Source organism: Comamonas thiooxydans (assembly GCF_002157685.2).
Lineage (GTDB): Bacteria > Pseudomonadota > Gammaproteobacteria > Burkholderiales > Burkholderiaceae_C > Comamonas > Comamonas testosteroni_H.
The window spans coordinates 1,328,012-1,353,334 of sequence record NZ_AP026738.1 but is presented as its reverse complement, the minus strand read 5'-3'; the positions used below and the strand labels follow the sequence as shown (position 1 = coordinate 1,353,334).

The following is a 25,323-nucleotide window of genomic DNA, read 5'->3' as shown; positions in this document are numbered from 1 at the left end:
GCCAGGGCACGCGAACCCACGCTGCATCGATGCAGTGCTTTGCTGTTCTGGATGTTGACCGTCAACGAGCATGGGTGGAATTTGGGAATAATGGGCGCAATTGTAGGCCTAGCCATGAACCCTGGCGCGGCTCAAACCTGTTTCAGACTTCAGGGCATGGCATTGCCAGCCCCGCCTCCACCTAATCACTGCGCGCACCATGCATACCCATACGATTTTTGTCATTTCTGACGGCACAGGCATCACGGCCGAGACCTTTGGCACGGCCATCATGGCCCAGTTCGAGAGCAAGCCGAGGCTGATTCGCATCCCGTTTGTGGACTCGATGGACAAGATTCATCAGGCCGTGCGCCAGATCAACCATGTGGCCGAGGTGGAGAAGAGAAAGCCCATCATCTTCACCACCCTGGTCAACCAGGAGATGCTGGAATTCCTTGAAGCCAACTGCAAGGGCAAGCTATTCGACATGTTCGGCACCTTTGTGCGCCCGCTGGAAGTGGAACTGGGCCAGAAGTCGCTGCACCGCGTGGGCCGCTTTGCCGACATCAGCGAGAGCAAGGAATATCTGGAGCGCATGGAGGCCATCAACTACACGCTGGCTCACGATGACGGCCAGACCCATGCCGACCTAAGCGGCGCCGACGTGATCCTGGTGGGCGTCAGCCGCTCGGGCAAGACGCCAACCAGTCTGTACCTGGCCATGCAGTTTGGTCTCAAGGTGGCCAACTACCCGCTGATTCCCGAGGACTTCGAGCGCAAGCAGTTGCCGCCCGCGCTGGAGCCCTACCGCAAAAAACTGTTTGGCCTGACGATTCAGCCCGAACGCCTGTCCAGCATCCGCAACGAACGCCGCCCCGACTCCAAGTACGCCAGCCTGCCCAACTGCCGCTACGAAGTGGCCGAGGCCGAGGCCATGATGCGCAGAAGCGGCATCGAGTGGCTGTCCAGCACCACCAAGTCGATCGAAGAGATTGCCACTACCATCTTGCAGGAAGTGCTGCCACAGCATCTGGGTCATTAAGCCTCCCCCTGAGCGGCTTCGCCGCTGCCCCAAGGGGGCGCAGCCCTCGCTGCGAGACGGCTCTTGCTCGGCCGCCCTTACTTAGCCCGCTCCGGCGTCAAGAACTACGGGTAATGCAGGCGCCATGCATTGCGCCTTGCTCAACGCAGGACGGACTGCTGCGGCAGCACCTGCAGCAGATAGTCCACCAGCGCACGGACCTTGGCTGGTACATATTTACGATCCTTGAAGCAGGCGAAGAAGTCCAGCGGAGCATCCTCGAACTGCAACTGGCCCTTGCGCGCCGGCTTGAGCGTCAGCGGCACCAGCCGCCCCCTGCGCAGCTCCTCATGGACGATGAAGCTACCGGCCCAGGCAATGCCGCCACCGGCAGCGGCGAACTCCACCAGGGCATCGATATCGCTGCCTATGGCCGCAATCCTCTGCTGCGGATCGGTGCGCTGGCCATCGCGCAGAAAGGGCCAGCGCATAAGCCTGCCGTCGCGCTCGCGCCGATACAGCAAGCAGGCATGCTCGAGCAGCTCCTGTGCCGTCTGCGGGCGGCCATGCTGCTGCAGATACTGCGGCGATGCACACAGAATGCGCGGCACCGAGGCCAGCAGCCGCACCGACATGCCGGGCTCCAGCACATCGCGGTAGCGCACGCTGATGTCCACATCTTCCTTGAGCACATCCACATGCCGGTCCGTGATCAGGAGCTCCAGCTCCAGTCGCGGATGCAGCGCGCTAAACGCAGGCAACAGCGGCGCCAGCACATGGCGGCCGAAGGCTGCCATGCAGGCAATGCGCAAGCGGCCTTGCAGCTCTCCATGAATCAGCGAGAGATCGGACTGGGCCTTTTCGAGCTCGTCGAGCACCGGGGCGACGCGCGCCAGATAGCGCTCTCCGGCCTCGGTCAAGGCCATGGACCGGGTGGTGCGGGTGATCAGGCGCGTGCCCAGCTCGCGCTCCAGCCGCGCAATGTTCTGGCTGGCAGCGGCGGGCGAAATGCCCAGCTGGCGCGCAGCCGAGGCGATGGAGCCGCCCTCCAGCGCTTTGACAAAGGTTTCTATGGCTCGCAGATTCGGCATGACTGCGAATGTATCCTCAATTGGATTCGAAAGTTCTGCTTATGAGTGCAACAAGTCCCGGGCCTCTACCGCAGAGAGCCTGTGATGCTTACAGTTCAGCCCTGTTTTCCATCCAGGCATTCGGCCCGAACCGCTGGCAGCCCCTAATCCCGCCGCGACAACGCGCAATGCTTTTCCGACATCGCTTTCATGAATTCTTCTACCAGTTCTTCCCCATCCAGACTTTCGACGCTCAAGCTGCACCGGCGTTACACGCCATTTGTCTTTGCCTTTTTCATGGCCGGCATCATGGCGTTTCTGATGTGCTGCACCATCGTGGCGGCCAATACCGGCTTTGATACCGGCTACGTCCGTCGCGTGTTCAGTGCCTATGCGCTGGCCATGCCGGTGGCGTTCTTCTGCGTGATGATGGTCAGGCCGCTGGTGCTCAAGCTGGTTGCGCTGACCGTGCATACACATTGAACGCCATGTCATGAGCTATTGAATCTGAAGCAGCCTGCGCCTGACTGGCTTCAGAATTCGATTCAATCTACTGAAATTTCAAGCAGTTAGAGCGGCATCTGCTACAAAAATATATTGCAGCGTGCCGTCGCTGCCGCGCACCGGATCGCACTGCATGCCCCAGACCTGGCGCACCAGCGCAGGCTGCAACACATCCAGCACCGCACCGTGGTGCACTCCGGCATCACCGCCCAGCACCAGCACATCGTCGGCATAGCGCAAAGCCAGATTCAGATCGTGAATCACCGCCACCACCCCTGCGCCCTGCTGAGCAGCCCACTGACGCAGCAGGCGCATGGCATGGTGCTGATGGGCCAGGTCGAGAGCAGCGGTCGGCTCGTCCAGCAGCAGCCAGCGCGCCGCGCCGTCGGCGGGCATGCCACCATCTGACCAGATCTGCGCCAGTGCCCTGGCCAGATGGGTGCGCGCCCGCTCTCCGCCCGACAGCGTGTTGATGCTGCGCTGCGCCAGATGGTCGACCCCGGTCAGCGCCATGGCCTGCGCCGGAATCTGCGCCTCCCCGGAGCCGGGCTGGTGACGATGGGGGTAGCGCCCCAGCTCCACCACCTCCTGGGCCGTGAAGTCAAAGGCCACGCTGCAATCCTGGGGCATGACGGAGCGCCTACGTGCCAGGCCCTCCATCGCATGCCCGGACAGCTCCAGCCCGTCGAGTAGAACCTGCCCCGACTGCGGCGCGCGCTCGCCCACCAGCATGGACATCAGCGTGGACTTGCCGGCGCCGTTGGGGCCGAGGATGGCGGTAAAGCGCCCGGCCAGAATCCGCACATCCACCGTCGCCAGGCGCGGCCCCTTGGCCACACCGACGCCCAGATTGCGGCATTCGAGGCTGGACAGCCTGTGGTGCGCACTCATACCTTGCTCCTGAACTGGCGCAGCATGGCCAGAAACAGCGGCACACCGATAAACGCGGTGAGCACACCCAGCGGCAGCTCGGCCGGCTTGACGATGGTGCGCGCCACGGCATCGGCGCTAACCACCAGCGCCGCCCCCAGCAGGGCCGATCCCGGCAGCACCACGCGATGATCGGGACCGGCAATCAGCCGCACCCAGTGCGGCGCGACCAGACCGATGAAGCCGATGATGCCGGTGGTCGCGGTCACGGCACCCACGGCCAGCGCTGCCACCATCACGGCGCGGCGCTTGGTTTTCTCGACGGCCACGCCCAGCAGATTGGCCTGGGCTTCGCCCAGGGCAATCGCATTCAGCGGCCTGGCCAGCGCCAGCGCCGCCATCGTGCTGACGGCCACGGCCGCCGACACCAGGGCCACCGCGCTCCAGCGCGAGGCGCCCAGGCTGCCCAGCAGCCACATCTGCAGATTTCGCAGCTGCTCGTCCGTGGACACAAAACTCAGAAAGCCCAGTCCGGCACCGGCCAGCGCATTGATGGCAATGCCGGCCAGCAGCATCAGGCCGATGCGGGTCGTACCCTGGACCTGACCCAGCACATAGACCACGACGGTCACGGCCAGACCACCGCCAAAAGCCATGGCCACCAAGGCCCAGCTGCCCAGATGACGCGGCAGCCAGGGCAGATAGAGTCCGCCCAGCACGATGGTGACGCCGGCGGCCAGGGCCGCGCCGCTGCTCACACCGATCAGCCCGGGGTCGGCCAGCGGATTGCGAAACAGCCCCTGCATCAATGCGCCTGCCAGCCCCAGTCCCGCGCCGGCCGCCACACCCATGAGCAGGCGCGGCAGGCGGATATTGAGAAAGACCAGATGCTCGGGGCCGGTTTGCACATCTCCACCCCAAAGGCTGCGAATGCCGTCCCAGACGATGCCGGGCAATTGCGCAGGCGCAATCGCATAGGCACCGCTGGCCGCGCCCCAGACCATGGCCAGCAACACCAGAACCGCACCCAGCAGCAGGGCTGCGCTGCGGCTGAGCCGCCCAGCAGGAGTGCGCCAACGTGATGCGACGGGCAGCTCGACTGCTGGCTTTGGCGCCACGCTCCCCATGCTTGCGCTCATGCTCAGGCCACCCACTGCAGAGCGCGCATATGCAGCGCCTGCACAGCGCTGGGCAGACGCGGACCAAAGCCCAGCAAATGGCTGGCTTCCAGTGTCACCAGTGCCTTCTTGGCATAGGCGGGCGTCAGTGCCAGCTCGGGCCGCTTCCAGAACGCGGCCTCGCCACCCAGTGCTTCAATGCCCTGCGTGGTGTTGATGATGACCTCGGGCGCTGCGCTGGCCATGGCTTCGGCAGTCAAGGGCTTGTAGCCGTCGAACTGGTCGATGACATTGACACAACCTGCGTACTGGATCAGCGCATTGGCTGCCGTGCCCTTGCCCGCCACTTGCGGACTGCCGCTGTGCGAGAGCACAAACAGCACGCGCGGCTTGCGCTGGGCCTTGGCCACCTGGGCCTGCACGCTGCTCCACTGCGCTTCTAGCTGGGCCAGCAGCTGGTCGGCTTCGGCCATGCGGCCGGTTTCGCGGCCCACGACCTTGACCTTTTCCTGCACCTCGGCCCAGTTGTGCCTGGCCGCAACCAGCGATACGCGTACGCCTGCCTGACGGATCTGATCGAGCACCACGGGAGGCCCGGCCTCGCTGGTTGCGATCACCGCATCGGGCTTGAGCGAGAGCAGGCCTTCGGCCGAGAGCTGGCGCACATAGCCGACCTTGGCGGTCTTTTGCGCCGCTTCGGGAAACAGGCTGGTGGTGTCGGTGCCCACCAGCAGGTTCTGGGCATTGAGCAGATAGACCACCTCGGTCAGTGCGCCGCTGAGCGACACCAGCCGTTTCGCTCCGGGCGCGGCAGCGGCGGTCTGTGCCAGGGCCGTGCCCGCCACGGCCGCGCCCAGCCATTGCAGACCCTGGCGCCGGGAAATGCTGGCCGTGCTCATACGGCCTCCGCCACAGCAGTCTTGCGCGGCAGGGCGGCCACCAGATCGCGCCAGCCTTGCAGCTCGGGCTGACCGGGCTTGCGTTCGCCGAAGAACATGGCCATGTTGTTGCCTTGGGCATCAAAGGCCTCGACCGAAGTCACCACGCCATCGCTGGTGGGTTTGCGCACCACCCAGACATCGGCGATCAGGTCGGTGCGCAGATGCAGGTTGAAGCCCTTGTCCAGCACATTGATCCAGCGCACGCCATCCTTGCCGTCCATGGGCTGGATATTGCTCACGGGACCGGTGTGGATCTGGATGCAGCCGCTGCTGCCCACAAACACCATGATGGAGACACCGTCCACCGCCGCATCGCCCAGCAGCTGTGCCACCGCATCGGTGCTCAGGCGCTCGCAGTACTGAGGCACCAGACGGAAGGCCTGCTGGCGCTCGGCACCGAACCTGCGCAGCATTTCGAAGAACTCATGCGTGTCCTTCATATCGGTCCAGGCCTGGGTCAGCGCGGGCAAGTCGATCTCGGCGTCGGCCTTGATCGCGGGCTTGGCCGCGGGCTCGCGGAACACATAGCCTGCGGAGGGCTCGGCAAAGCGCTCGACCAGCACATTCCAGGCCGCCATGTCCGTGGCCTCGCGTGCAAACACCTTGTGCACGGCACGGCCGGCGGCGTCATAGAACTGCAGGCTGCGCATGGCGGGGCGATTGCCGTTGGCGGACTCCTCGGTCACGGCAAAACCGGCATGCCAGTGCATGAAGAACAGGCGCAGATCGATCTCGCGGCTCAGCGCCAGACCGACCGGGCCCTGGGCCGATACGTTCTGGTAGATGCCGTCTTTTTCATGCACGGTGGATTCGTTGCGCGTCAGCGCCATCACCGGGCCGCAGGCCTCCAGGGCCTTGAGGATGTCCAGCCATTCGGCGCGCAGCGGCAAAGCCTTGAGCGTGCGTTCATGCTCACCGCCATGGGCGGCGATGACCGCGCCTTCGCTCAGTTGCAGCGCCTCGGCCGCATCCTTGGCACGCAGGCCTTGCTCGCGCTTTTGCGCAAATTGCTCACGAATCTGCACTGCGGTCATGGTCTGGATTTCGGGGGATGTGATGGCGTTCATTGCAGGGTCTCCGGGCTGTGATGCCAGTGTGGTTGTGGGTTGGAAAATTCGTCGTTGGAAGGGGGGGCCGAAGCCTGGGCTTGAGCGCCAGATTCGGACTGAGCCAGCACCTGGGCCACGGTGGCCCAGCGCTGTCCCAGCCGCTGCAGAAAGTGACGCATATCGTCGGAGCGCTCGCTGCCGTCCAGGCCTTCGGTCATGCGCACCAGTTGGTCCGATACGCGCTGGGCCATGGGCGCACGATGCGCCGCACAGCAGCCCTGGCTGAAACCGGTCATCAACGCCAGCACCGTGGCCAGCTGGGCTTCGCCCTCGGTCAGCAGATATTCCTCATCGCGGCTGCCAGAGGCACTCTGGGCATTGGCGGCGTTCTCGAAAACAGACATGGCACACTCCCGCAGTTCTTGAGCAAAAAAGGCGTCCAGCGCTTATTCATCAAGCGCTATCAGCTACAAAATCAGAAGTCCTGAACCAGGGACACGCGCACATTGCGGCCTGGCTGGGTATAGGCATCGGCAATCTGCGTCGTGCGGCTCAAGCCACGCACATCCGCCCAGCGCGAATACTTTTTGTCGGTCAGGTTGTAGATACCCACATTCAGACGCGTGCCTGGACGGATACGCCATTGCGCGCTCAAATCCAGCACCGTCGCGGACGGGCTGAGCAAGGGGCGGCCGGAGGAAAGATCAGGCGCATCCTTGTCTTTTTTGCCTGCCCAGTGCGAGGCGCTGAGCTGCACGCCAACGGTGGATCTGTCATAGCGCACGCCCAGCACCAGTTGCTGCGGCGAGATGGTGTCCACCGGCTTGTTGGTGCTCTTGTCCGTACCCTTGGTGTAGCCATAGGCGGCATTGGTGCGCCAGTTGCCGCCCGCAAACCGGCCCCAGTCATAGTCGGCCTTGAGTTCGAAACCGCTGATATGCACACGGTTCAGATTGACGGACTGGAACGTCGCGGGGTTGTTGCGATCGCCGTATTCGCCCGCAACCTGCACCTGATCCTGGATGAAGTCCTTGTAGCGCCCCGTAAAGGCTGCCGCATCCAGACGCAGCGCATTCATGCGGCCGCGCAGACCCACTTCGAAGGTATTGCTCTTCTCAGGCTTGAGGTCGGGGTTGGGAATGCTCTTGTAGAACATGAACGGGTTCTCGAAGAAGGCATTGATCTGCCCTGCATTCGGTGCTCTGAAACCGGCGGCATAGTTGCCGTAAACCGACCAGGCATCATTCATCTGGAACATGGCACCCAGCTTGGGGGAAACAGCAGAGTCCGAATTGCTGACCGCTGTGCCACCAAACCCTTGCTGCTTGGGCTTGATGCTGTAGTGCTCGGCCCGCAATCCGGGCGTCAGGCTGAAAGCACCATAGTGCAGCTCGGCCTGGGCAAACAGCGCCGTCGAGGTTTCCGTGGTGTCGGGGAAGCGCTTGAGCGGAAAGCTCTCACCGGCAGGTGGCGTAATGCCGTTCTGCTCGTTGACCACCTTGCCGCGCAGATAGTCGACGCCGTAGCTGAACTTGCCGCTGAGGCCATTGCTCCAGCGCAACGTCTTGCCGGCCTGGGCGTGCAGCTGCAGCGCGTCCTCGTCATAGGTCACATCGCGCTCGCGATAGGCCAGAGGCGGGGTGCGGGTTTCGGTCACGAACTCGCGCGAGTCCGAACTCTGGTAGCTGGCCATCAGCTTGATTTCATCAGCCAGTGTCGTATTCAGCTCACGCCACTCACCTTGCCAGCTGGCGCGCCAGCGCTTCATGGTGGTTTGCGCCCGCGAATCCGTCACCGTGGCCGTGCGTGCGCTGAGCAAATCGTAGTCCGCGCGCTTGTCCACGTTTTCCAGCGTGAACACATGCTTTTGCACGGCAGACGGCGTATAGACCAGACGACCCAGCAGCGAATGGCTCTTGTCCTTTTCGGGGTTGGGCGTGGTGCGCAACGCACCCACCACATTGTTGCTGCCCATGCTTTCCAGCGCGCTGGAACGGCCTATGCCAGCAGACACCAGCCAGCTCCATTCCTGGCTGGCGCGCCCTGCAATCGTGGCACCCACGCGCTTGCCATTGTCCGCGCCGTCATAGCTGGCCGAGACACGGCCGCCGATGCTCTTGCCGTCCTTGAGCAGATCATCGGGCTGTACGGTGATGAAGTTGACCAGGCCACCCATGCCGTCCGAGCCATAGAGCGCAGGCACTGCGCCGCGCAGAATCTCCACGCGTTGCACCAGACCCAGATCCAGATAGTCGCGGCCAAAGGAGTTGGCGCTGAAGGTATAGCTGCGCGGCAGGCGCACGCCATCGACCAGCATCAGCACGCGGTTGCCTTCAAGGCCACGGATATTGAAGCCGCTGTTCTGGTCACGCCCCGTGGGTGAGCCGGCCAGTGTGAAACGCGCCGGACTGCGCGGCACGGTCACATTGGGCAGCTTGGCGGCCAGCTCGCGGATGTCGCCGATCTGCTCCTCCTCCATCTGCTTGGCATCGATGACGTCCACCGTCATGGGCAGGCTGTCGGCGTCCTGCTCGTCGCGCGAGGCACTGATGACCACATCGCGCAGCACGGGCGTGCTGCGGTCGGCACGGGCCGCCGCGACCTGGACGGATTCGGAGGATTGCTGCTGAGCCTGGGCCGAAATAGCGGCGCAAGCCAGTGCGCAGGCCAGCGCCAGCGGACGGAGATTGGAGCGTGGCGCCAGCGAGGCGCGGGCGTGCAAAGCGGTGGCGTAAGCCATACCAGAAACCCTCTTTATTCATAGAAATGGACAAGAGCTGGCTTCTGATAGGTACGTCAATGGCCACAGGTCGAAACGTCAGAGGCTTCGCGGCCTGTAGCTGGCACGGCATTGGCTGGCTGAATGGCGCTCAGTATATGCGAATAATTCTCAACTGCAAATAACTTCGTTACAAAACGGGAATTGCGCCCCGACGCAAGGCTGCGATGTCCCCAAATCCGGTGCTTTGAACGCCGCAGTCCCTGACGACCCCGGCGCCCGTTCAAAAGCAAAAAGGACTGCCTAGGCAGTCCTTTTTTGATAGCCATCATCGCTTACCTTGCAAGCGATGAAGGCCGTTTAGTTGCGAATCAGATGATCGAAGGCCGACAGCGCTGCGGTAGCGCCGGCGCCGGCTGCGATCACGATCTGCTTGTAAGGCACCGTGGTGCAGTCGCCGGCGGCGAACACCCCGGGCAGATTGGTCTGCCCCTTGGCATCCACAATGATTTCGCCGAACTTGCTCAGCTCCAGCGTGCCCTTGAGCCATTCGGTGTTCGGCACCAGGCCGATCTGCACAAACACACCTTCGAGCTCCACATGGTGCTCGGCACCCGTTGCCCTGTCCTTGTAGCTCAGACCGTTGACCTTGCCGTTGGCACCCGTGATCTCGGTGGTCTGGGCGTTGGTGATGACGGTCACATTGGGCAGGCTGTGCAGCTTCTTGACCAGCACGGCATCGGCCTTGAGCTGATCGGCAAATTCCACCACCGTCACATGCGCCACCAGACCCGCCAGGTCAATCGCAGCTTCGATGCCGGAGTTGCCACCGCCGATCACCGACACGCGCTTACCCTTGAACAGCGGACCGTCGCAATGCGGGCAATAGGCCACGCCCTTGTTCTTGTACTCGGCCTCGCCAGGCACGTTCACATTGCGCCAGCGCGCACCGGTGGACAGGATCACGGTCTTGGCCTTGAGCGAGCCGCCATTGGCCATTTGCACTTCTACCAGGCCACCGGGCTGCGCAGCGGGAATCAGCTTCTCGGCACGCTGCAGGTTCATGATGTCCACGTCATAGGCACGGGTGTGAGCTTCCAGGGCCGCAGCGAACTTGGGTCCGTCGGTTTCCAGCACGGAGATGTAGTTCTCGATCGCCAGCGTATCGTTGACCTGACCGCCAAAGCGCTCGGCCGCCACGCCGGTGCGAATGCCCTTGCGAGCCGCGTACACGGCGGCTGCCGCGCCGGCAGGGCCACCGCCGATGATCAGCACGTCGAAGGCTTCCTTGGCCGACAGCTTGGCTGCGTCACGCGAGGCTGCACCGGTGTCCAGCTTGGCCACGATTTCTTCGATGGTCATGCGGCCGGAGCCGAACACGCTGCCGTTCATGAACACCATGGGCACGGCCATGATTTCGCGCTCGGTCACTTCCTTCTGGAAGGCTCCGCCTTCGATCACCGTGGTCTTGACCTTGGGGTTGAGAATGGCCATCAGCGACAGTGCCTGAACCACATCGGGGCAGTTGTGGCAGCTCAGGCTCATATAGACCTCGAAGTTGAAGTCGCCGTCCAGTGCCTTGATCTGGTCGATCACGTCCTGCTCCACCTTGGGAGGATGGCCGCCCGTCCACAGCAGGGCCAGCACCAGCGAGGTGAATTCATGGCCCAGGGGCAGACCGGCAAAGCGCAGCTGGGTGGCCGTGCCCTGGCGCTGCAGCGTGAACGAAGGCTTGCGGGCATCGCCGCCATCGGTGCGCAGCGAAATCTTGTCGCTGCGCAGGGACTGGATGGTTTTCAGCAGATCGTGCATCTGTGCACTGGTCTCGCTGTCATCCAGAGAAGCCACCAGCTCAAACGGCTGCTGCACGCGTTCCAGGTAGGCGGCGAGTTGGGCTTTGAGTTGATCGTCAAGCATGGTGGATTCCTTTGAATTTAGAGTTGTTGATGCAATGCAGCAAAGTGCTTTTGAGGCCTTTGCCCGCCCATGAAAGCAAAAACTGGGCGAAAAAAAGCCGGACGGACAGGCAGCACTCGCCTGAACGTCGTCCGGCTTTCAGAGCGCATGCACGCTCAGCCGATAGGTATCAGGCTTAGATCTTGCCGACCAGATCCAGCGAAGGAGTGATCGTGCTGGCGCCTTCCTTCCACTTGGCGGGGCACACCTGGCCAGGGTTGGCGGCGGTGAACTGGGCAGCCTTGAGCTTGCGCAGGGTTTCGGACACGTCACGAGCGATTTCGTTGGAATGCACTTCCATGGTCTTGATCACGCCATCGGGGTTGATCACGAAGGTACCGCGCAGAGCCAGACCTTCTTCGGGAATGTGCACGCCGAAAGCGTTGGTCAACTGGTGTGTGGGGTCGCCAACCAGGGGGAACTTGGCCTTGCCCACTGCGTCGGAGGTTTCGTGCCACACCTTGTGCGAGAAGTGGGTGTCGGTGGTCACGATGTAGACCTCGGCACCGGCCTTCTGGAACTCGGCGTAGTTGTTGGCTGCGTCTTCGATTTCGGTAGGGCAGTTGAAGGTGAAGGCGGCGGGCATGAAGATCACCACAGACCACTTGCCCTTCAGGCTCTCTTCAGTCACGGTGATGAATTCACCCTTGCCGTTGCGGTTCACGTAGGCTTCGGTCTTGAAAGGTTGAACTTGAGTGTTGATCAGAGACATTTGCTGTTTCCTTGTGGTTAGTGTTTGAAGACAGGATGAAGTTTAGAGCGGTCCGCTTAATAAAACCAATCGATTGATTTCATCAAATTGATTTACAAAACCTATCAAACCAGATTCCCGGCTTCTGAAGTCAAGCCGCACCGCTGTGCAGCCCAGCTTTCTATTGTGGGCCGAAACCAGGCAGTTCAAGCCAATAGTCCTTCAATCACGCTCATAGCTTTTGTTGTCATTACTGAGTCAAACCTAGCGAGCGAAGTCCGTCCGGCAATACGTAAGCTAAACGAGAACGCGCATCAGATGCAGCCAATTCGCGCGGGCATGGGCTTTGTTTGATTTGCCTCATAAAGCATGGACAATCGACGCGAACAACAACTGCCCGAGAAGGAGTCCCCCATGAAAGGTGATGCACAAGTCATTTCCTGGCTGCAAGCCCAGCTCAAGAACGAACTGACCGCCATCAACCAGTACTTTCTGCATTACCGCATGTACAAGCACTGGGGCTTCGACAAGCTTGCCAAGAAGGAATACGAGGAATCCATCGGCGAGATGAAGCATGCCGACGTGCTGATGGACCGTATCTTCATGCTTGACGGCCTGCCCAATCTGCAGGACCTGGGCAAGCTGCAGATCGGCGAGGACGTGCCGGAAGCCCTGGCCTGCGACCTGCGCCTGGAGCAAGCGGCGCAGCAGACCATCAAGGACGGCATCGCACACTGCGAATCCGTGCGCGACTATGTTTCACGCGATCTGCTGCAGAAGATTCTGGACGACACCGAAGAGCACATCGATTTCCTCGAAACCCAGCTCGACCTGATCGACAAGGTCGGCACGCAGAACTATCTGCAGTCCCTGATGGGCGAGATCGAATAATTCCGGCTTCACGCTGAAAGACAAAAGCGGCCTCAGGTCGGCATCAGGAAGTCCCGGCTGATGCCGGAGCCCAGATCGTTGACGCGGTCGAGAAACTGCGTCAGATAGGCGTGCAGGCCGGTGGTCAGAATCTCGTCGATGCGACCGTACTGCAGATCGGCCAGCAGGCGCCCGGCCTTGCGCGTGGTTTCCTGCGAATGGTCGTTGGCCACGCGCTCCAGGTTCTTGACCACCTCATGCATGCTGGCCAGCAACGAGCGCGGCATGTCGGCGCGCAGCATCAGCAGCTCGGCCACGCGTTCGGGCGTGATCACATCGCGGTAGACCTTGCGGTAGACCTCGAAGGCCGAGACGCTGCGCAGCAAGGCGCTCCAGTGATAGAAGTCGAAGTTCATCAGGGCGCGACCGCGCGGCATGCCGTGGTAGTCGCGCTCTATGGAATGGAACTTCACATCCAGCAAACGCGCCGTGTTGTCGGCCCGCTCGACAAAAGTGCCCAGGCGCACAAAGTGCAGCGCCTCGTCCTTGAGCATGGTGCCCAGCGACACGCCACGCCACAGGTGCGAGCGGTATTTGACCCATTCGAAGAACTGCGCCGGATCCTTTTTCCAGGCATCCTTGCCGAAGTGACGCTGCAGCGCCAGCCAGGTCTGATTCTGCGTTTCCCAGGACTCCGTGGTCAGCGCACCGCGCACGGCACGCGCGTTCTCGCGTGCAGCCTTCAGACAGGCAAAGATGGAGGACGGATTGGCCTCGTCCGACACCATGAACTGCAGCACCGACTCGCGATCCACCACGGGAAACTGCGCCTTGAAGGCCGGTATCAGCTCGCTGATGGACAGCACGCTCTGCCAGCCACGGTGCGCATCATGAATGGCCTGCGGCAGCATGGCGGTTTCATAGGCCACGCTGAGCATGCGCGCGGTGTTCTCTGCCCGCTCGGTGTAGCGGGACATCCAGTAAAGATGATCGGCGGTACGACTCAGCATAGGCCCTCCTTGGGCAGAGAACCCCGCACGCGCTGAACGCGTGCGCCGTATTCTGGTGAAAAAATGCTTGCCGCATTTTTTTCCGCCCGCTCGGTGTAGCGGGACATCCAGTACAAATGATCGGCGGTACGTGACAGCATCAATGGCCTCCCTCTTGACCTTCCAGCACCCAGGTGTCCTTGGTTCCCCCGCCCTGAGATGAATTCACCACCAGCGAGCCCTGCTTGAGCGCCACACGCGTCAGTCCACCGGCCACCATATTGACCTCGGTGCCCGTGAGCACAAAGGGCCGCAGGTCGATATGGCGCGGCGCTATGCCTTTTTCCACCATGGTCGGGCAGGTGGACAGGGAGAGCGTGGGCTGCGCGATATAACCCGAAGGGTTGCCGACCAGCACGCGGCGGAAGGCCTCGATCTCGGCCTTGGTCGCGGCCGGCCCGATCAGCATGCCGTAACCGCCGGCACCGTGCACCTCCTTGACGACCAGCTCATGCAGGTGGTCAAGCACGTATTTGAGGTCGTCCTCCTTTCGGCACAGCCAGGTCGGGACGTTCTGCAGGATGGGCTCCTCCCCCAGATAGAAGCGGATCATCTCCGGCACATAGGGATACACCGATTTGTCGTCGGCCAGGCCCGTGCCCACGGCATTGCAGATATTGACGTTGCCTGCTCGGTAGGCGCGCATCAGGCCCTTGCAGCCCAGCGTCGATGTGGACCGAAAGACTTCGGGGTCGAGAAAATCGTCATCCACGCGGCGGTAGATCACATCCACGCGGTGCAGGCCCTGGGTGGTGCGCATGTAGACCACGTCTTTCTCGACCACCAGATCCTGCCCCTCGACCAGCTCCACCCCCATCTGCTGGGCCAGGAAGGCATGCTCGAAATAGGCGCTGTTGTACATGCCCGGCGTCAGCACCACCACCGTCGGCTCCAGCACGCCCGAGGGCGCGCTGGCTCGCAGGGTGTCGAGCAGCATGTCGGGATAGTGGGCCACGGGCGCCACGGCGTGCTTGCCGAACAGCTCGGGGAACAGGCGCATGGTCATGCGACGGTTCTCCAGCATGTAGGAAACACCCGATGGCACGCGCAGATTGTCCTCCAGCACGTAGTAGATGCCGTTGCCCTGCTCATCGGGGGCGCGCACGATGTCGATGCCGGCAATATTGGCATAGACATCGTTGGGCACCTGTATGCCTTCCATCTCGGGCCGGTACTGGCTGTTGCCGCTCACCAGCTCCGTCGGAATCAGGCCGGCGCGCACCATGTCCTGGCCGTGATAGGCATCGCGGATGAAGCAGTTGAGCGCCTTCACGCGCTGGGCCAGACCGGCCTGCATGCTGGCCCACTCATGGGCCGGAATGATGCGCGGGATCAGATCGAACGGAATCAGGCGCTCCGTACCGGCACCGCTCTCGTCCTTGTCGCCATAGACGGCAAAGGTGATGCCCACGCGGCGGAACACGATTTCCGCCTCGGCACTGCGGGCACGCAGATAGTCCTGCGATTGCTTGCCCAGCCACTGCGCATAGTCCCGATAGTGGTCTCGCACCGCTGCACCTTCGGCGGGCGAGTTCAGATACATCTCATCGAATGTGCGCATCCTGTCCTCCCTATTTCTGCCGCGACTCGCGCATGCAAGCCGCGGGTTTCAGTTTAGCGACGCCTTGCCAGGCCAGCTGCCTGGCAAGGCGCGAGCCACCCTGCATGTCTGCCTTCCGCCTGAAACGGCGGTACAGCATCAATGCAAGCCCCATGCCAGTTTCTCAGGGCAGGCCCTTGGAGACGGCATGAACATCCCAATAATGCGCCCGAATCAGGCGCTCGCAGTCCAATTTTTCCGGCTGGTCAGAACTCCAGTAGGCCGCGCCGCAGCGATCCTGAGTCACCAACTGGCTGCCCACCGCCCGATAGCGCTGCACCACGGCTGCCACCGGGTGTCCGAAGCGATTCAGATAGCCCGCCTGCACCACCGCCCGGCGCGGGCGCAGCGTACTGACCCAGGTCTCGGTCGATGAAGTCTTGCTGCCATGGTGGGGCACCAGCAGCCAGTCCACAGGCTCGTCCAGACTGGTTTGCAGCAGTTGCTGCTCCTGCGCTGCCTCGATATCTCCGGCCAGCAGGGCCACCCGGCCGCTGGCCGAGCGCAAGCGCAACACGCAACTGCCAAAGTTCGGCTTGGCCTTGCGACCGTTGAGCCAGGCATCTCCGACAGGCGGGTGCAGCACTTCAAACGTCACACCATCCCATTGCCAGTGCTGCCCCTGTGTACAGCGCTGAACCGGAGCCAGGCCCGCCAGTTGCGGGGCTTGAATCACCGAGTCCGAGCCCCAGACTTGCGCGCGAGGCTGAGCCGCCTTGACGGCCAGAGCCCCGCCGGTGTGATCCTGGTCGCTGTGACTGAGCATCATGGCATCAATCTGCATGCCTTGCGCGGCCATCAGCGGCAGGAGCACACGCTCACCGGCATCGCTCTGGCGGCTGTACTGCGGCCCGGCGTCATAGAGCAGACGGTGGCTGGCGGTGCTGACGATGACGGCATTGCCCTGGCCGATATCCGCCGCCAGCAGCTCAAACTCGCCGACACGCGGCCGCGCCTGAGGCCAGAACAAGGCAGGCAGTGCCAACAGGGCGGCCACCAGCCGCAGCCGACCCGGCAAGGGCGCGATCACCAGCAGTCCGGCAGCTATCGCCAGCACGCTGGCCCACCAGGCGGGCTGCGGCAGAACCCAGACCGCCCCGGGCAACCGGGCCAGCCACTGCAACAGCTGCATCAAGGGCAGCATGGCGACGGCGGCAGCGCTTGCCGCCATGGGCAGCACGGCGGCCAGCAAGGCCAGCGGTGTGACCACCAGGGTCACCCAGGGAATCGCCAGCAGATTGGCCAGCAGGCCCACGACGGACACCTGGCCGAACAGCAGCAGTCCCAGTGGCGCCAGGGCCAGCGAGATCAGCCATTGTTCACGCCACAAGGCATGCAGCTTTGCCATCCATCGGCCCGCAGCGCTTTTGCCCTTCGCTTCGGCAGCGCCCGAGCCCGAAGCCAGCAACACGCCGACTGCGACGAAACTGAGCCAGAACCCGGCCTGCCACAACGCCCAGGGGTCGGCCACAACAATCACCGCCAGTGCCAGCAGCCATACACAGGCCCAGGGCCAGCGCACGCCCAGCCATTGAAGCAGCGCCACTACGGCCAGCATGCAGATCGTGCGCTGCGCAGGCAGGCCCCAACCGCTGAACAAGGCATAAGCCGCCGCCAATAACACGCCCATGACCAGGGCCGCGCGCGGGGCAGGCATCCAACGACATGCGCGCGCACTAAGCCTCCATACACGGCCCAAGACCAAGGCTGCCAGCCAGGCAAACATGGTTATATGCAGGCCCGATATGCTCATCAGATGCGCCACACCTGTCTGACGGAACAGGGTCCAGTCCTTGCGGTCAATCGCCTGCTGGTCGCCCACGGCCAGCGCAGCCGCCACGCCCAGAGCGGTCTGAGCATGCTCTGCACCGTCACCTGGCAACCAGCGCTGCAAGCGCAATGCCTCGCCCTGAATGCGATCGCGCAAGCCCTGTCGCCAGCGCTGCAGCGGATATTGGTTTGTCACGGCCAGCAGTTCGGGCGCGGGTTGCTTGCGCACATAGCCCGTGGCCTGCACTCCTTGCTCCCAGGCCAGCAACTCATAGTCAAAGCCGTGCGGATTGCGCGAGCCATGCGGGCGCTTGATGCGTACCGTGAAACGCCAACGCTGGCCGGGACTCAGCGCCAAGCCTTTGGCCCAGTCAGGCACGAGAGGCCGGCTGGCATCCGGCACCTGTCCGAACGGGCCATACCAGGACAGCTCCAGCAGCCTTGGCACGCCTGCATCCGGACTATCGACCACAAAACGCCAGCGCTGGCCGTTGGCCTGGTTCTGCAGCATGGAGACAATCCGGCCTTCCACCTGCAAGTCCACCGCCTCCAGCGCCTGTGGCAGGGTCTGCATCAGATACACATGTGCACGCCAACCCGTCCCCCCCGCCACACAGCAGGCAGCACCCAACAGCATCAGCCACCAGCTCTGCCAGGACCTGCCACGCCATCTGCATGCAAACAGCAGTGTCAGCAAACCCCAAGCCAGCAAGATCTGGTAGAGCGACAGATGCCACAGCCTGGCCTGGGTCACCTGCCATGCAGCGCCCAGCACACAACCCCAGAGCGGCGCCAGCCACGACAGGTGGTGACGCTGAGAGTTTGGAGTCTGATGGAGCGGCATGCTGCCATGCTAGGAGGGAGCGACCAGGCCCAGCATTGCGACTATCCCTGCCCTGTCTCTGACACCAAAACGGCATCAAACACTTGCTCTCATTGTGCGAGCAGCTATCAATTCAAAAGCTATGGCCGCTGTGCCAAGGCGATCAATGCCCGGGCCCGCTGCTGTGTCAAACTTGTCGATCCTTAGCCTCGCACTTTTTGGAGCCGTCATGAGCGTCTATGAAAAACTCAAAGCCCTGAACATCACCCTGCCCGAAGTGGCCATGCCTGCAGCCGCCTACCTGCCCTATATGCAGACCGGCAATCTGGTGTTCCTCAGCGGCCATATCGCCAAGCAGAACGGCCAGCCCTGGGTCGGCAAGCTGGGCGAGAACATGACGACCGAAGAAGGCAAGCAGGCAGCCCGCGCCGTGGCCGTGGATCTGATGGGCACGCTGCAGCATGCCTGCGGCGGCGATCTGAATCGTGTGAAGCGCATCGTCAAGGTCATGAGCCTGGTCAACTCCAGCACCAGCTATACCGAGCAGCATCTGGTCACCAACGGCTGCAGCGAACTGCTGGGCGAAGTCTTCGGCGAAGCCGGCAAGCACGCCCGCAGCGCCTTCGGCGTTGCCCAGATTCCCCTGGGCTGCTGCGTGGAAATCGAGCTGATGGCCGAGCTGGGCTAAGACCCCTGCTCACACACATAAAGTGAGCTGGCACCGCTTGTTATTCATAGACTTCAGATAAAAAACCATCTGAATTGATTGACTGACAAGCGCAAGCAGCTCACTTTATCTTTGCAGCGCGATGCTTGCCGCAAGCATCCCGACCACTCACGAAAGAGCCCCATGCCCAGCACGCAGGCACCCCCACTGGTTCTCAGCATTCAATCCCATGTCGCCTACGGCCATGTGGGCAACGACGCCGCCATGCTGCCGCTGCAACTGCTGGGCATAGAGCCCGTGGCCGTGCATACGGTGCAGTTCTCCAACCACACCGGCTACGGCGAGTTCAAGGGCCAGGTCTTCACGCCCGCCCATGTACAGGATGTGCTGGACGGCCTGCGCGCCCGCGGCGTGCTGGCGCGCTGCACGGCCGTGCTCTCGGGCTATCTGGGCGATGCCGGCGTGGGCGAAGCCATTCTGGCCGCCGTGCAGGAAGTGCGCGCCGCCCAGCCCGGGGCCCACTATCTGTGCGACCCGGTCATGGGCGATGTGGGGCGCGGCGTGTTTGTGCGCCCCGGCATCCCGGACTTTCTGCGCAAGCGCGCGCTGTCCCAGGCCAGCGTCATCACGCCCAACCATTACGAGTTCGAGCTGCTGTGCGGCGGCCAGCCGCTGACCACCATGGAAGCGGCCACCCAGGCGGCCCGAGCCATGCTGACGCAGCTGCATCACAGCCCGTCAGCCATGATCGTCATCACCAGCCTGCGCACCGACGATCTGCCATCCGACCAGCTGGCCACACTGGCCGTGACTGCCGACAAGTCCTGGCTGGTACAGACGCCCTATATCGACCTGCACCCCCTGCCCAACGGCATGGGCGATGTGTTCTCGGCCGTGCTGCTGGGCCATCTGATTCAAGGGCGCGCCGTGGCCGATGCCGTGTCCAGGGCCGTGAGCACCTTGTATGCCCTGGTCTCCCGCACCGAATCGGGGCAGCGCGACCTGCCCCTGGTCGCCAGCCGCGAACAGATCAATCAGCCCTCTCAGATGTTTGAAGCCAGACTGATGACTTCATAAACAGCATCAGGCCACGCACCCAATTGAGACCTTGCCATCGGCCTTGCACTGGCGAGGTGCATGGCAGCATCCCTTACATCAAAGAAAAAGCCGTGCAATGCACGGCTTTTGGACTGTCGCGCTGAATCTTATTCCACGCGCGTCACCGCCTGGGGCTTGAAGCCCAGGTCGGCAGCCTTGCCCTTGCGGCCACGGTTGCCGCGGGCATTGTTGAGGCTGCGGATCTCCAGCGTCTCGGTACGTGCCTTGCCGCCGCGTCCCACGCCATCCAGGCGGATGCTGCGCGTATAGGCGGCCGCGCCGGCCAGCTGATCCTTGTCTTCCAGGCTGATCAGCATCAGGCCGCGCCCGCCCTTGGGCATGGCCTTGAGCTCGGCGATCTCGAAGGTCAGAATGCGGCCGCCCACCGAGGCGCAGATCACATGGCTGGCGGGGTTCAGCAAACCGGCCCCCTGCTCGCCGCCTTCCACATATTCGGCACGCGCATTCATGGGCACTCCATGCACCACCGAAGGTGCGCACAGGGTCTCGCCCTCGCCCAGCGTGACAAAGGCCTTGCCGGCCTTCTGGCGCGAGACCATATCGCCCACGCTCGCGGTGAAGCCATAGGCGCCCGAGCCGGAGAGCAGCAGCTGCGTGCTTTCGCTGCCGGCAAAGTAGTACAGCAGCTGGGTACCGGCTTCGAGTTCGATCATCGTCGTCACGGGCTGGCCGTCGCCGCGTCCGCCCGGCAGGGCCGATACCGGCACCGAATAGACCCGGCCGTTGCTGCCAAAGGCCAGCAACTGATCGACCGTGCGGCACTCGAACGTGCCATACAGACTGTCGCCGGCCTTGAAGCTCAGCGTGCCCGCATCCACGCCATGGCCTTGACGCGTGCGCACCCAGCCCTTTTCGGAAATGATCACGGTCGTGGGTTCATCCACCACCTTGACCTCGGCCACCACCTTTTTCTCCTCGTGGATCAGCGTGCGACGGGCATCGCCGAAGGTCTTGGCATCGGCCTCGATTTCCTTGCAGATCAGGCGGCGCATGGTCGCCTCACTGCCCAGGATGTCCTCGAGCTTGCCCTGCTCGCTGCGCAGCTCCTTGAGCTCCTGCTCGATCTTGATGGCCTCCAGGCGCGCCAATTGGCGCAGACGGATTTCAAGAATGTCCTCGGCCTGACGCTCGGAGAGATTGAAGGCGTCGATCAGGGCCTGCTTGGGTTCATCGCTGGCGCGGATGATGGCAATGACCTTGTCGATATTGAGCAGCACGGCCTGACGGCCTTCGAGGATGTGGATGCGATCCAGCACCTTCTCCAGCCGGTGCCGGCTGCGTCGCGTCACGGTCTGGAAGCGGAAGGCAATCCACTCCTCCAGCATCTGGCGCAGCGACTTCTGCACCGGGCGGCCATCGAGGCCGATGCTGGTCAGGTTGATCGAGCTCGACGACTCCAGGCTGGTGTGGGCCAGCAGCGCCGTGATCAGCTCCGACTGCGGAATCTTGCCGGTCTTGGGTTCGAACACGATGCGCACCGGCGCATCCTTGCTCGACTCGTCGCGCACGCAGTCCAGCACCGCCAGCATGCTGGCCTTGAGCTGGGTCTGCTCCTGGCTCAGCGCCTTCTTGCCGGTCTTGACCTTGGGATTGGTGATCTCCTCGATCTCTTCGAGCACCTTCTGGGCCGACACGCCGGGCGGCAGCTCGGTCACCACCAGCTGCCACTGGCCGCGAGCCAGCTCTTCGATCTTCCAGCGCGCACGCACCTTGAGACTGCCGCGGCCCGTGCGATAGGCATCGGCGATATCGCTGCTGGACGAAATGATCTGGCCGCCGCCCGGATAGTCGGGGCCTGGAATCAGCGCCAGCAGCTCTTCCTCGGGCAGCTGCGGCTTCTTGATCAGGGCCACGCAGGCCGCGGCCACCTCGGGCAGATTGTGGCTGGGGATTTCCGTTGCCAGACCCACGGCAATGCCGCTGGCACCATTGAGCAGCGAGAACGGCAGGCGGGCCGGAAGCTGCTTGGGCTCCTGGGTGCTGCCGTCGTAGTTGGGCACAAAGTCCACCGTGCCCATATCGATTTCGTCGAGCAGCAGGCCGGTGATCTTGGACAGACGCGCTTCGGTGTAACGCATGGCCGCAGCGCCGTCGCCATCGCGGCTGCCGAAGTTGCCCTGGCCGTCGACCAGCGGGTAGCGCTGATTGAAGTCCTGCGCCATGCGCACCAGTGCGTCGTAGGCCGACTGGTCGCCGTGCGGGTGAAAGCGGCCCAGCACGTCGCCGACGACACGGGCGCTCTTGACCGGCTTGGCCGCCGTATTGCCATTCGGGCCGCTATAGCCCAGACCCATGCGGTCCATGGCATAGAGAATGCGGCGCTGCACGGGCTTGAGGCCATCGCTGACATCCGGCAGGGCACGGCCCTTGACCACCGATAAAGCGTATTCGAGATAGGCGCGCTGTGCGTATTGCCCCAGGTCCAGTGCATCGCCAGCGGCTTGTTGAGACAAATCCTGTGTGGTTTGATCGCTCATGAATTCTTTGTGATTTTCCAAATTGCGCCGATCCGGCGACTCAAGGTATTTGCGCGTCCGCGGCCGCAGAGGCCGCGCCCGGCAGAGTCATGCGTATGCGGGAGCCGCCTCGGCCCGCCGAGCCGGCTGCAGCCAGCCGGCCACTCAGGGGCCGCGCTGCCTGCAGCTGCTCGTAGATGCCGGTGACGGCCTTGACGTAATTCATTGTTTCTTTGTAGGGCGGAATCGCCTTGCCGAATTTCTGCACCGCACCTTCGCCCGCGTTATAGGCGGCCAGCACCAGATCGAGCCGGCCCGGGAACAAGTCCATCAGATAGCTCAGATAGCGCGCGCCGGCAGGCACGTTCACGGCCGGGTCGGCCAGCTGCTGCTGCATGCTGCGCTTTTTGCTGGCCGACACGCCAAAGCGCTCGGCCGTGGCCGGCATCAGCTGCATCAGGCCGACAGCGCCCTTGGGCGAGACGGCCTGGGCATCAAAGCCGGACTCCACGGCAATCACGGCCTTGATCAGGTCATAGTCCACGCCGGTTCTCTCGGCCGCCTTCTGCAGATGCGGCCTCACGCTCCTGTAGCGGGGCGAGACCTCGAAAAAGCTCTGCATGCGCGTGCGCGCGTTGAGCCCCTCGGCCGCCGAATCCGGCTTCAGCTGCAGACCCGGCTGGCTGCTGTCATAGAGCTCGCCCTTGAAGAACAGCTTGTAGCGCTCGTCCAGCGCCTCGGCCGCAAAGTGCGTGACGCCGAATTCGTCGACATAGGCCCAGAGATCGGCATGCGCCGCCGGCGCCATGGCCAGCCAGCCCGAGCCTGCCAGCAAGGCAGCTGCCACCGCACGTCGCAAACGCACAGAGGCGAACCCGCCGCGCGCAGGCAGCTGGCTGGGTGAGGCATCGAACATGGGCTTGTGCATGGCTGGCTCCATCGACCGCTAGTGAGCGCTAGTGCAGGCGTTGGCAACGCCCGCCTAGATATCGACCTCCACGGCATCGCCATGCAGCTCCATCAGCTCGCGTCGGGCGGCGGCTTCGCCCTTGCCCATGAGCTTGGTGACGACGGCTGCAGCCTCGGAAAAGTCCATGTTCATGAACTGCACTGCAGGCATGCGACGCGTGTCGGGGTTCAGCGTGGTTTCCCACAGCTGTTCGGCATTCATCTCGCCCAGGCCCTTGAAGCGACTGACCTGGCATTTCTCGCGCGGCACGCCGTCCTTGGCGCATTTTTCGAGAATCGCGTCCAGCTCGCCTTCGTCCAGCGCATAGACCTTGATGGCGGGCTTCTTGCCGCGTGCCGGCACGTCCACGCGGAACAGCGGCGGCAGCGCCACATGGATGTGGCCGGCTTCGATGAGCTTGGGGAAATGCTTGAAGAACAACGTCAGCAGCAGCACCTGGATGTGGGAGCCGTCCACGTCCGCGTCCGAGAGAATGCAGATCTTGCCGTAGCGCAGGCCGGACAGGTCGGGCTCGTCATTGGGGCCATGCGGGTCCACGCCGATCGCCACCGAGATATCGTGGATTTCGTTGTTGGCAAACAGCCGGTCGCGGTCCACCTCCCAGGTGTTGAGCACCTTGCCGCGCAGCGGCAGGATGGCCTGGGTTTCCTTGTCGCGGCCCATCTTGGCGCTGCCGCCGGCAGAGTCGCCCTCGACCAGAAACACCTCGTTGACGCTGGTGTCCTTGCTTTCGCAGTCGGTCAGCTTGCCGGGCAGCACGGCCACGCCGCTGCCCTTGCGCTTTTCCACCTTCTGGCCGGCCTTCTGGCGGGTTTGGGCGGCCTTGATGGCGATCTCGGCCAGCTTCTTGCCCCAGTCCACATGCTCGTTGAGCCAGAGTTCCAGCACCGGGCGCACAAAGCCCGAGACCAGGCGCACGGCATCGCGCGAGTTCAGGCGCTCCTTGATCTGGCCCTGGAACTGCGGGTCCAGCACCTTGGCGTTGAGCACATAGCTGGCGCGCGCGAACACGTCGTCGGGCATCAGCTTGACGCCCTTGGGTAGCAGCGAGTGCATGTCGATGAAGGCCTTGACGGCCTGGAACAGGCCGTCGCGCAGGCCGCTGTCATGCGTGCCGCCCGCCGTGGTCGGAATCAGGTTGACATAGCTTTCGCGCAGCGGCGCGCCATCTTCGGTAAAGGCCACGCACCAGGCCGCGCCCTCGCCTTCGGCAAAGCTGTCGTTGTTCTTGTCGGCAAAGCCCTCGCCCTCGAACAGGGGGATGACGGGCTCGCCATTCAGGCTCTGCGCCAGATAGTCGCGCAGGCCGCCCTTGAACTGCCAGCTCTGGGTGTCGCGCGATTTTTCGTTGACCAGCGAAACGGCCACGCCGGGCATGAGCACGGCCTTGCTGCGCAGCAGATGCACCAGCTCGCCCATGGGCAGGGCCGAGGATTCGAAGTATTTGGCATCGGGCCAGGCACGTACCGTCGTGCCCTGCTTGCGCTCGCCGGCCTGCAGAGGGCGCACCTTCAGCGGCTCGATCACGTCGCCGCCCGAGAACACCAGCGTGGCCACCTGGCCGTCACGGTGCACCTGTACCTCCAGACGCGTGGCCAGCGCATTCGTCACCGAGACGCCCACGCCATGCAGACCACCCGAGAAGCTGTAGGCGCCGCCATTGCCCTTGTCGAACTTGCCGCCCGCGTGCAAACGCGTGAAGACCAGCTCCACCACGGGCGCCTTCTCCTCGGGGTGCAGGCCAAAGGGAATGCCGCGCCCGTCATCCTCCACGCTGTAGGAGCCGTCAGCGTGCATGGTGAACTTGATTTTCTTGCCGTAGCCGGCAAGCGCCTCGTCGGCCGCGTTGTCGATCACCTCCTGCAGGATGTGCAGGGGGTTGTCGGTGCGCGTATACATGCCGGGACGCTGTTTGACAGGCTCCAGACCCTTGAGAACGCGGATCGAGCCTTCGGAATATTCGTTGGACGGTTTGACTGCCATGGGGGCGGATTGTAGTGGCCTCTCCGAATGAGAGCTGGATAAATTCACAGTTGTTTACTCCCAATACTCTTGCACAAAGCCCGAACATCTGTCTTGGC

General features: G+C 63.1%; 21 protein-coding genes. 5 read left to right on the top strand and 16 right to left on the bottom strand.

What is annotated here, in order from left to right:
- The first annotated feature begins 199 nt into the window (after positions 1–199).
- Positions 200–1,021: a posphoenolpyruvate synthetase regulatory kinase/phosphorylase PpsR gene (ppsR, locus tag CTR2_RS06155; RefSeq protein WP_003057637.1), complete on the top strand. Its 822-nt coding sequence runs from the start codon at positions 200–202 to the stop codon at positions 1,019–1,021.
- A gap of 140 nt (positions 1,022–1,161) precedes the next feature.
- Here ppsR and CTR2_RS06150 read toward each other — a convergent pair whose 3' ends face one another.
- Positions 1,162–2,091 carry a LysR family transcriptional regulator gene (locus tag CTR2_RS06150; RefSeq protein ID WP_087084698.1) on the bottom strand — a complete coding sequence of 310 codons (930 nt, stop codon included), beginning with the start codon at positions 2,089–2,091 and terminating at the stop codon, positions 1,162–1,164.
- Between the two features lie 189 nt (positions 2,092–2,280).
- Between CTR2_RS06150 and CTR2_RS06145 the strand changes: the two genes are divergently transcribed.
- The gene (locus tag CTR2_RS06145; RefSeq protein ID WP_087084699.1) at positions 2,281–2,553 is read left to right on the top strand and encodes a DUF2798 domain-containing protein; all 273 of its coding nucleotides are present in this window, start codon (positions 2,281–2,283) and stop codon (positions 2,551–2,553) included.
- 78 nt (positions 2,554–2,631) lie between these two features.
- On the opposite strand, the gene CTR2_RS06140 is transcribed toward CTR2_RS06145, so the two are convergent.
- From CTR2_RS06140 to ahpC, 8 genes are all read right to left on the bottom strand, one after another.
- Positions 2,632–3,465 carry a heme ABC transporter ATP-binding protein gene (locus CTR2_RS06140; protein WP_087084700.1) on the bottom strand — a complete coding sequence of 278 codons (834 nt, stop codon included), beginning with the start codon at positions 3,463–3,465 and terminating at the stop codon, positions 2,632–2,634.
- Complete coding sequence (locus tag CTR2_RS06135; RefSeq protein WP_087085218.1) at positions 3,462–4,571, bottom strand: FecCD family ABC transporter permease; 1,110 nt, start codon at positions 4,569–4,571, stop codon at positions 3,462–3,464. Before CTR2_RS06135 ends, CTR2_RS06140 begins: the two co-directional genes overlap by 4 nt.
- 14 nt (positions 4,572–4,585) lie before the next feature.
- The gene (locus CTR2_RS06130) at positions 4,586–5,461 is read right to left on the bottom strand and encodes a heme/hemin ABC transporter substrate-binding protein (RefSeq protein ID WP_087084701.1); all 876 of its coding nucleotides are present in this window, start codon (positions 5,459–5,461) and stop codon (positions 4,586–4,588) included.
- A complete protein-coding gene (locus CTR2_RS06125; protein ID WP_087084702.1) occupies positions 5,458–6,570 on the bottom strand; it encodes a hemin-degrading factor in 1,113 nt (370 codons plus the stop codon). The genes CTR2_RS06130 and CTR2_RS06125 overlap by 4 nt, the downstream gene beginning before the upstream one ends.
- Positions 6,567–6,956, bottom strand: a complete 390-nt coding sequence (locus CTR2_RS06120) for a hypothetical protein (protein ID WP_149354759.1) — start codon at positions 6,954–6,956, stop codon at positions 6,567–6,569. Before CTR2_RS06120 ends, CTR2_RS06125 begins: the two co-directional genes overlap by 4 nt.
- Before the next feature lie 71 nt (positions 6,957–7,027).
- Positions 7,028–9,292: a TonB-dependent hemoglobin/transferrin/lactoferrin family receptor gene (locus CTR2_RS06115; RefSeq protein WP_087084703.1), complete on the bottom strand. Its 2,265-nt coding sequence runs from the start codon at positions 9,290–9,292 to the stop codon at positions 7,028–7,030.
- Between the two features lie 339 nt (positions 9,293–9,631).
- Positions 9,632–11,188 carry an alkyl hydroperoxide reductase subunit F gene (gene ahpF, locus CTR2_RS06110; protein WP_087084704.1) on the bottom strand — a complete coding sequence of 519 codons (1,557 nt, stop codon included), beginning with the start codon at positions 11,186–11,188 and terminating at the stop codon, positions 9,632–9,634.
- Positions 11,189–11,363: 175 nt separating this feature from the next.
- Positions 11,364–11,939: an alkyl hydroperoxide reductase subunit C gene (ahpC, locus tag CTR2_RS06105; RefSeq protein WP_087084705.1), complete on the bottom strand. Its 576-nt coding sequence runs from the start codon at positions 11,937–11,939 to the stop codon at positions 11,364–11,366.
- A gap of 393 nt (positions 11,940–12,332) precedes the next feature.
- On the opposite strand from ahpC, the gene bfr reads away from it, so the two are divergent.
- Positions 12,333–12,809 (top strand): bacterioferritin, encoded by a 477-nt coding sequence (gene bfr, locus CTR2_RS06100; protein ID WP_003070634.1) that lies wholly within the window; start codon positions 12,333–12,335, stop codon positions 12,807–12,809.
- Between the two features lie 32 nt (positions 12,810–12,841).
- Here the strand turns inward: bfr and CTR2_RS06095 are convergent, their stop codons facing one another.
- From CTR2_RS06095 to CTR2_RS06080, 4 genes are all read right to left on the bottom strand, one after another.
- Positions 12,842–13,798: an alpha-E domain-containing protein gene (locus tag CTR2_RS06095; protein ID WP_003057653.1), complete on the bottom strand. Its 957-nt coding sequence runs from the start codon at positions 13,796–13,798 to the stop codon at positions 12,842–12,844.
- Positions 13,792–13,938 carry an alpha-E domain-containing protein gene (locus CTR2_RS06090; protein ID WP_003070632.1) on the bottom strand — a complete coding sequence of 49 codons (147 nt, stop codon included), beginning with the start codon at positions 13,936–13,938 and terminating at the stop codon, positions 13,792–13,794. Before CTR2_RS06090 ends, CTR2_RS06095 begins: the two co-directional genes overlap by 7 nt.
- A complete protein-coding gene (locus CTR2_RS06085) occupies positions 13,938–15,398 on the bottom strand; it encodes a circularly permuted type 2 ATP-grasp protein (RefSeq protein ID WP_087084706.1) in 1,461 nt (486 codons plus the stop codon). The genes CTR2_RS06090 and CTR2_RS06085 overlap by 1 nt, the downstream gene beginning before the upstream one ends.
- Before the next feature lie 163 nt (positions 15,399–15,561).
- Positions 15,562–18,051: a DNA internalization-related competence protein ComEC/Rec2 gene (locus tag CTR2_RS06080; RefSeq protein WP_087084707.1), complete on the bottom strand. Its 2,490-nt coding sequence runs from the start codon at positions 18,049–18,051 to the stop codon at positions 15,562–15,564.
- 208 nt (positions 18,052–18,259) lie between these two features.
- On the opposite strand from CTR2_RS06080, the gene CTR2_RS06075 reads away from it, so the two are divergent.
- The gene (locus CTR2_RS06075; protein ID WP_003064600.1) at positions 18,260–18,718 is read left to right on the top strand and encodes a RidA family protein; all 459 of its coding nucleotides are present in this window, start codon (positions 18,260–18,262) and stop codon (positions 18,716–18,718) included.
- Positions 18,719–18,880: 162 nt separating this feature from the next.
- A complete protein-coding gene (pdxY, locus tag CTR2_RS06070; protein ID WP_087085219.1) occupies positions 18,881–19,774 on the top strand; it encodes a pyridoxal kinase PdxY in 894 nt (297 codons plus the stop codon).
- Between the two features lie 128 nt (positions 19,775–19,902).
- On the opposite strand, the gene parC is transcribed toward pdxY, so the two are convergent.
- From parC to CTR2_RS06055, 3 genes are read right to left on the bottom strand one after another with little or no spacing between them, the layout of a single operon-like run.
- The gene (gene parC, locus CTR2_RS06065; protein WP_087084708.1) at positions 19,903–22,293 is read right to left on the bottom strand and encodes a DNA topoisomerase IV subunit A; all 2,391 of its coding nucleotides are present in this window, start codon (positions 22,291–22,293) and stop codon (positions 19,903–19,905) included.
- A gap of 40 nt (positions 22,294–22,333) precedes the next feature.
- On the bottom strand, positions 22,334–23,200 hold the full coding sequence (locus tag CTR2_RS06060) for a lytic transglycosylase domain-containing protein (protein WP_087085220.1): 867 nt from the start codon (positions 23,198–23,200) through the stop codon (positions 22,334–22,336).
- Positions 23,201–23,254: 54 nt separating this feature from the next.
- A complete protein-coding gene (locus tag CTR2_RS06055; RefSeq protein ID WP_087084709.1) occupies positions 23,255–25,225 on the bottom strand; it encodes a DNA topoisomerase IV subunit B in 1,971 nt (656 codons plus the stop codon).
- Between the last annotated feature and the right edge of the window lie 98 nt (positions 25,226–25,323).

Excerpts from the sequence above, each read along its gene's own strand:
- CTR2_RS06140 (WP_087084700.1), bottom strand. The coding sequence starts at position 3,465 with ATGAGTGCGCACCACAGGCTGTCCAGCCTCGAATGCCGCAATCTGGGC.
- CTR2_RS06125 (WP_087084702.1), bottom strand. The coding sequence starts at position 6,570 with ATGAACGCCATCACATCCCCCGAAATCCAGACCATGACCGCAGTGCAG.
- CTR2_RS06055 (WP_087084709.1), bottom strand. The coding sequence starts at position 25,225 with ATGGCAGTCAAACCGTCCAACGAATATTCCGAAGGCTCGATCCGCGTT.
- parC (WP_087084708.1), bottom strand. The coding sequence starts at position 22,293 with ATGAGCGATCAAACCACACAGGATTTGTCTCAACAAGCCGCTGGCGAT.
- CTR2_RS06075 (WP_003064600.1), top strand. The coding sequence starts at position 18,260 with ATGAGCGTCTATGAAAAACTCAAAGCCCTGAACATCACCCTGCCCGAA.
- ppsR (WP_003057637.1), top strand. The coding sequence starts at position 200 with ATGCATACCCATACGATTTTTGTCATTTCTGACGGCACAGGCATCACG.
- pdxY (WP_087085219.1), top strand. The coding sequence starts at position 18,881 with ATGCCCAGCACGCAGGCACCCCCACTGGTTCTCAGCATTCAATCCCAT.
- CTR2_RS06145 (WP_087084699.1), top strand. The coding sequence starts at position 2,281 with ATGAATTCTTCTACCAGTTCTTCCCCATCCAGACTTTCGACGCTCAAG.
- CTR2_RS06060 (WP_087085220.1), bottom strand. The coding sequence starts at position 23,200 with ATGCACAAGCCCATGTTCGATGCCTCACCCAGCCAGCTGCCTGCGCGC.
- ahpF (WP_087084704.1), bottom strand. The coding sequence starts at position 11,188 with ATGCTTGACGATCAACTCAAAGCCCAACTCGCCGCCTACCTGGAACGC.
- CTR2_RS06080 (WP_087084707.1), bottom strand. The coding sequence starts at position 18,051 with ATGCCGCTCCATCAGACTCCAAACTCTCAGCGTCACCACCTGTCGTGG.
- CTR2_RS06130 (WP_087084701.1), bottom strand. The coding sequence starts at position 5,461 with ATGAGCACGGCCAGCATTTCCCGGCGCCAGGGTCTGCAATGGCTGGGC.
- CTR2_RS06115 (WP_087084703.1), bottom strand. The coding sequence starts at position 9,292 with ATGGCTTACGCCACCGCTTTGCACGCCCGCGCCTCGCTGGCGCCACGC.
- CTR2_RS06120 (WP_149354759.1), bottom strand. The coding sequence starts at position 6,956 with ATGTCTGTTTTCGAGAACGCCGCCAATGCCCAGAGTGCCTCTGGCAGC.
- CTR2_RS06150 (WP_087084698.1), bottom strand. The coding sequence starts at position 2,091 with ATGCCGAATCTGCGAGCCATAGAAACCTTTGTCAAAGCGCTGGAGGGC.
- CTR2_RS06095 (WP_003057653.1), bottom strand. The coding sequence starts at position 13,798 with ATGCTGAGTCGTACCGCCGATCATCTTTACTGGATGTCCCGCTACACC.
- CTR2_RS06085 (WP_087084706.1), bottom strand. The coding sequence starts at position 15,398 with ATGCGCACATTCGATGAGATGTATCTGAACTCGCCCGCCGAAGGTGCA.
- CTR2_RS06090 (WP_003070632.1), bottom strand. The coding sequence starts at position 13,938 with ATGCTGTCACGTACCGCCGATCATTTGTACTGGATGTCCCGCTACACC.
- CTR2_RS06135 (WP_087085218.1), bottom strand. The coding sequence starts at position 4,571 with ATGGGGAGCGTGGCGCCAAAGCCAGCAGTCGAGCTGCCCGTCGCATCA.
- bfr (WP_003070634.1), top strand. The coding sequence starts at position 12,333 with ATGAAAGGTGATGCACAAGTCATTTCCTGGCTGCAAGCCCAGCTCAAG.
- ahpC (WP_087084705.1), bottom strand. The coding sequence starts at position 11,939 with ATGTCTCTGATCAACACTCAAGTTCAACCTTTCAAGACCGAAGCCTAC.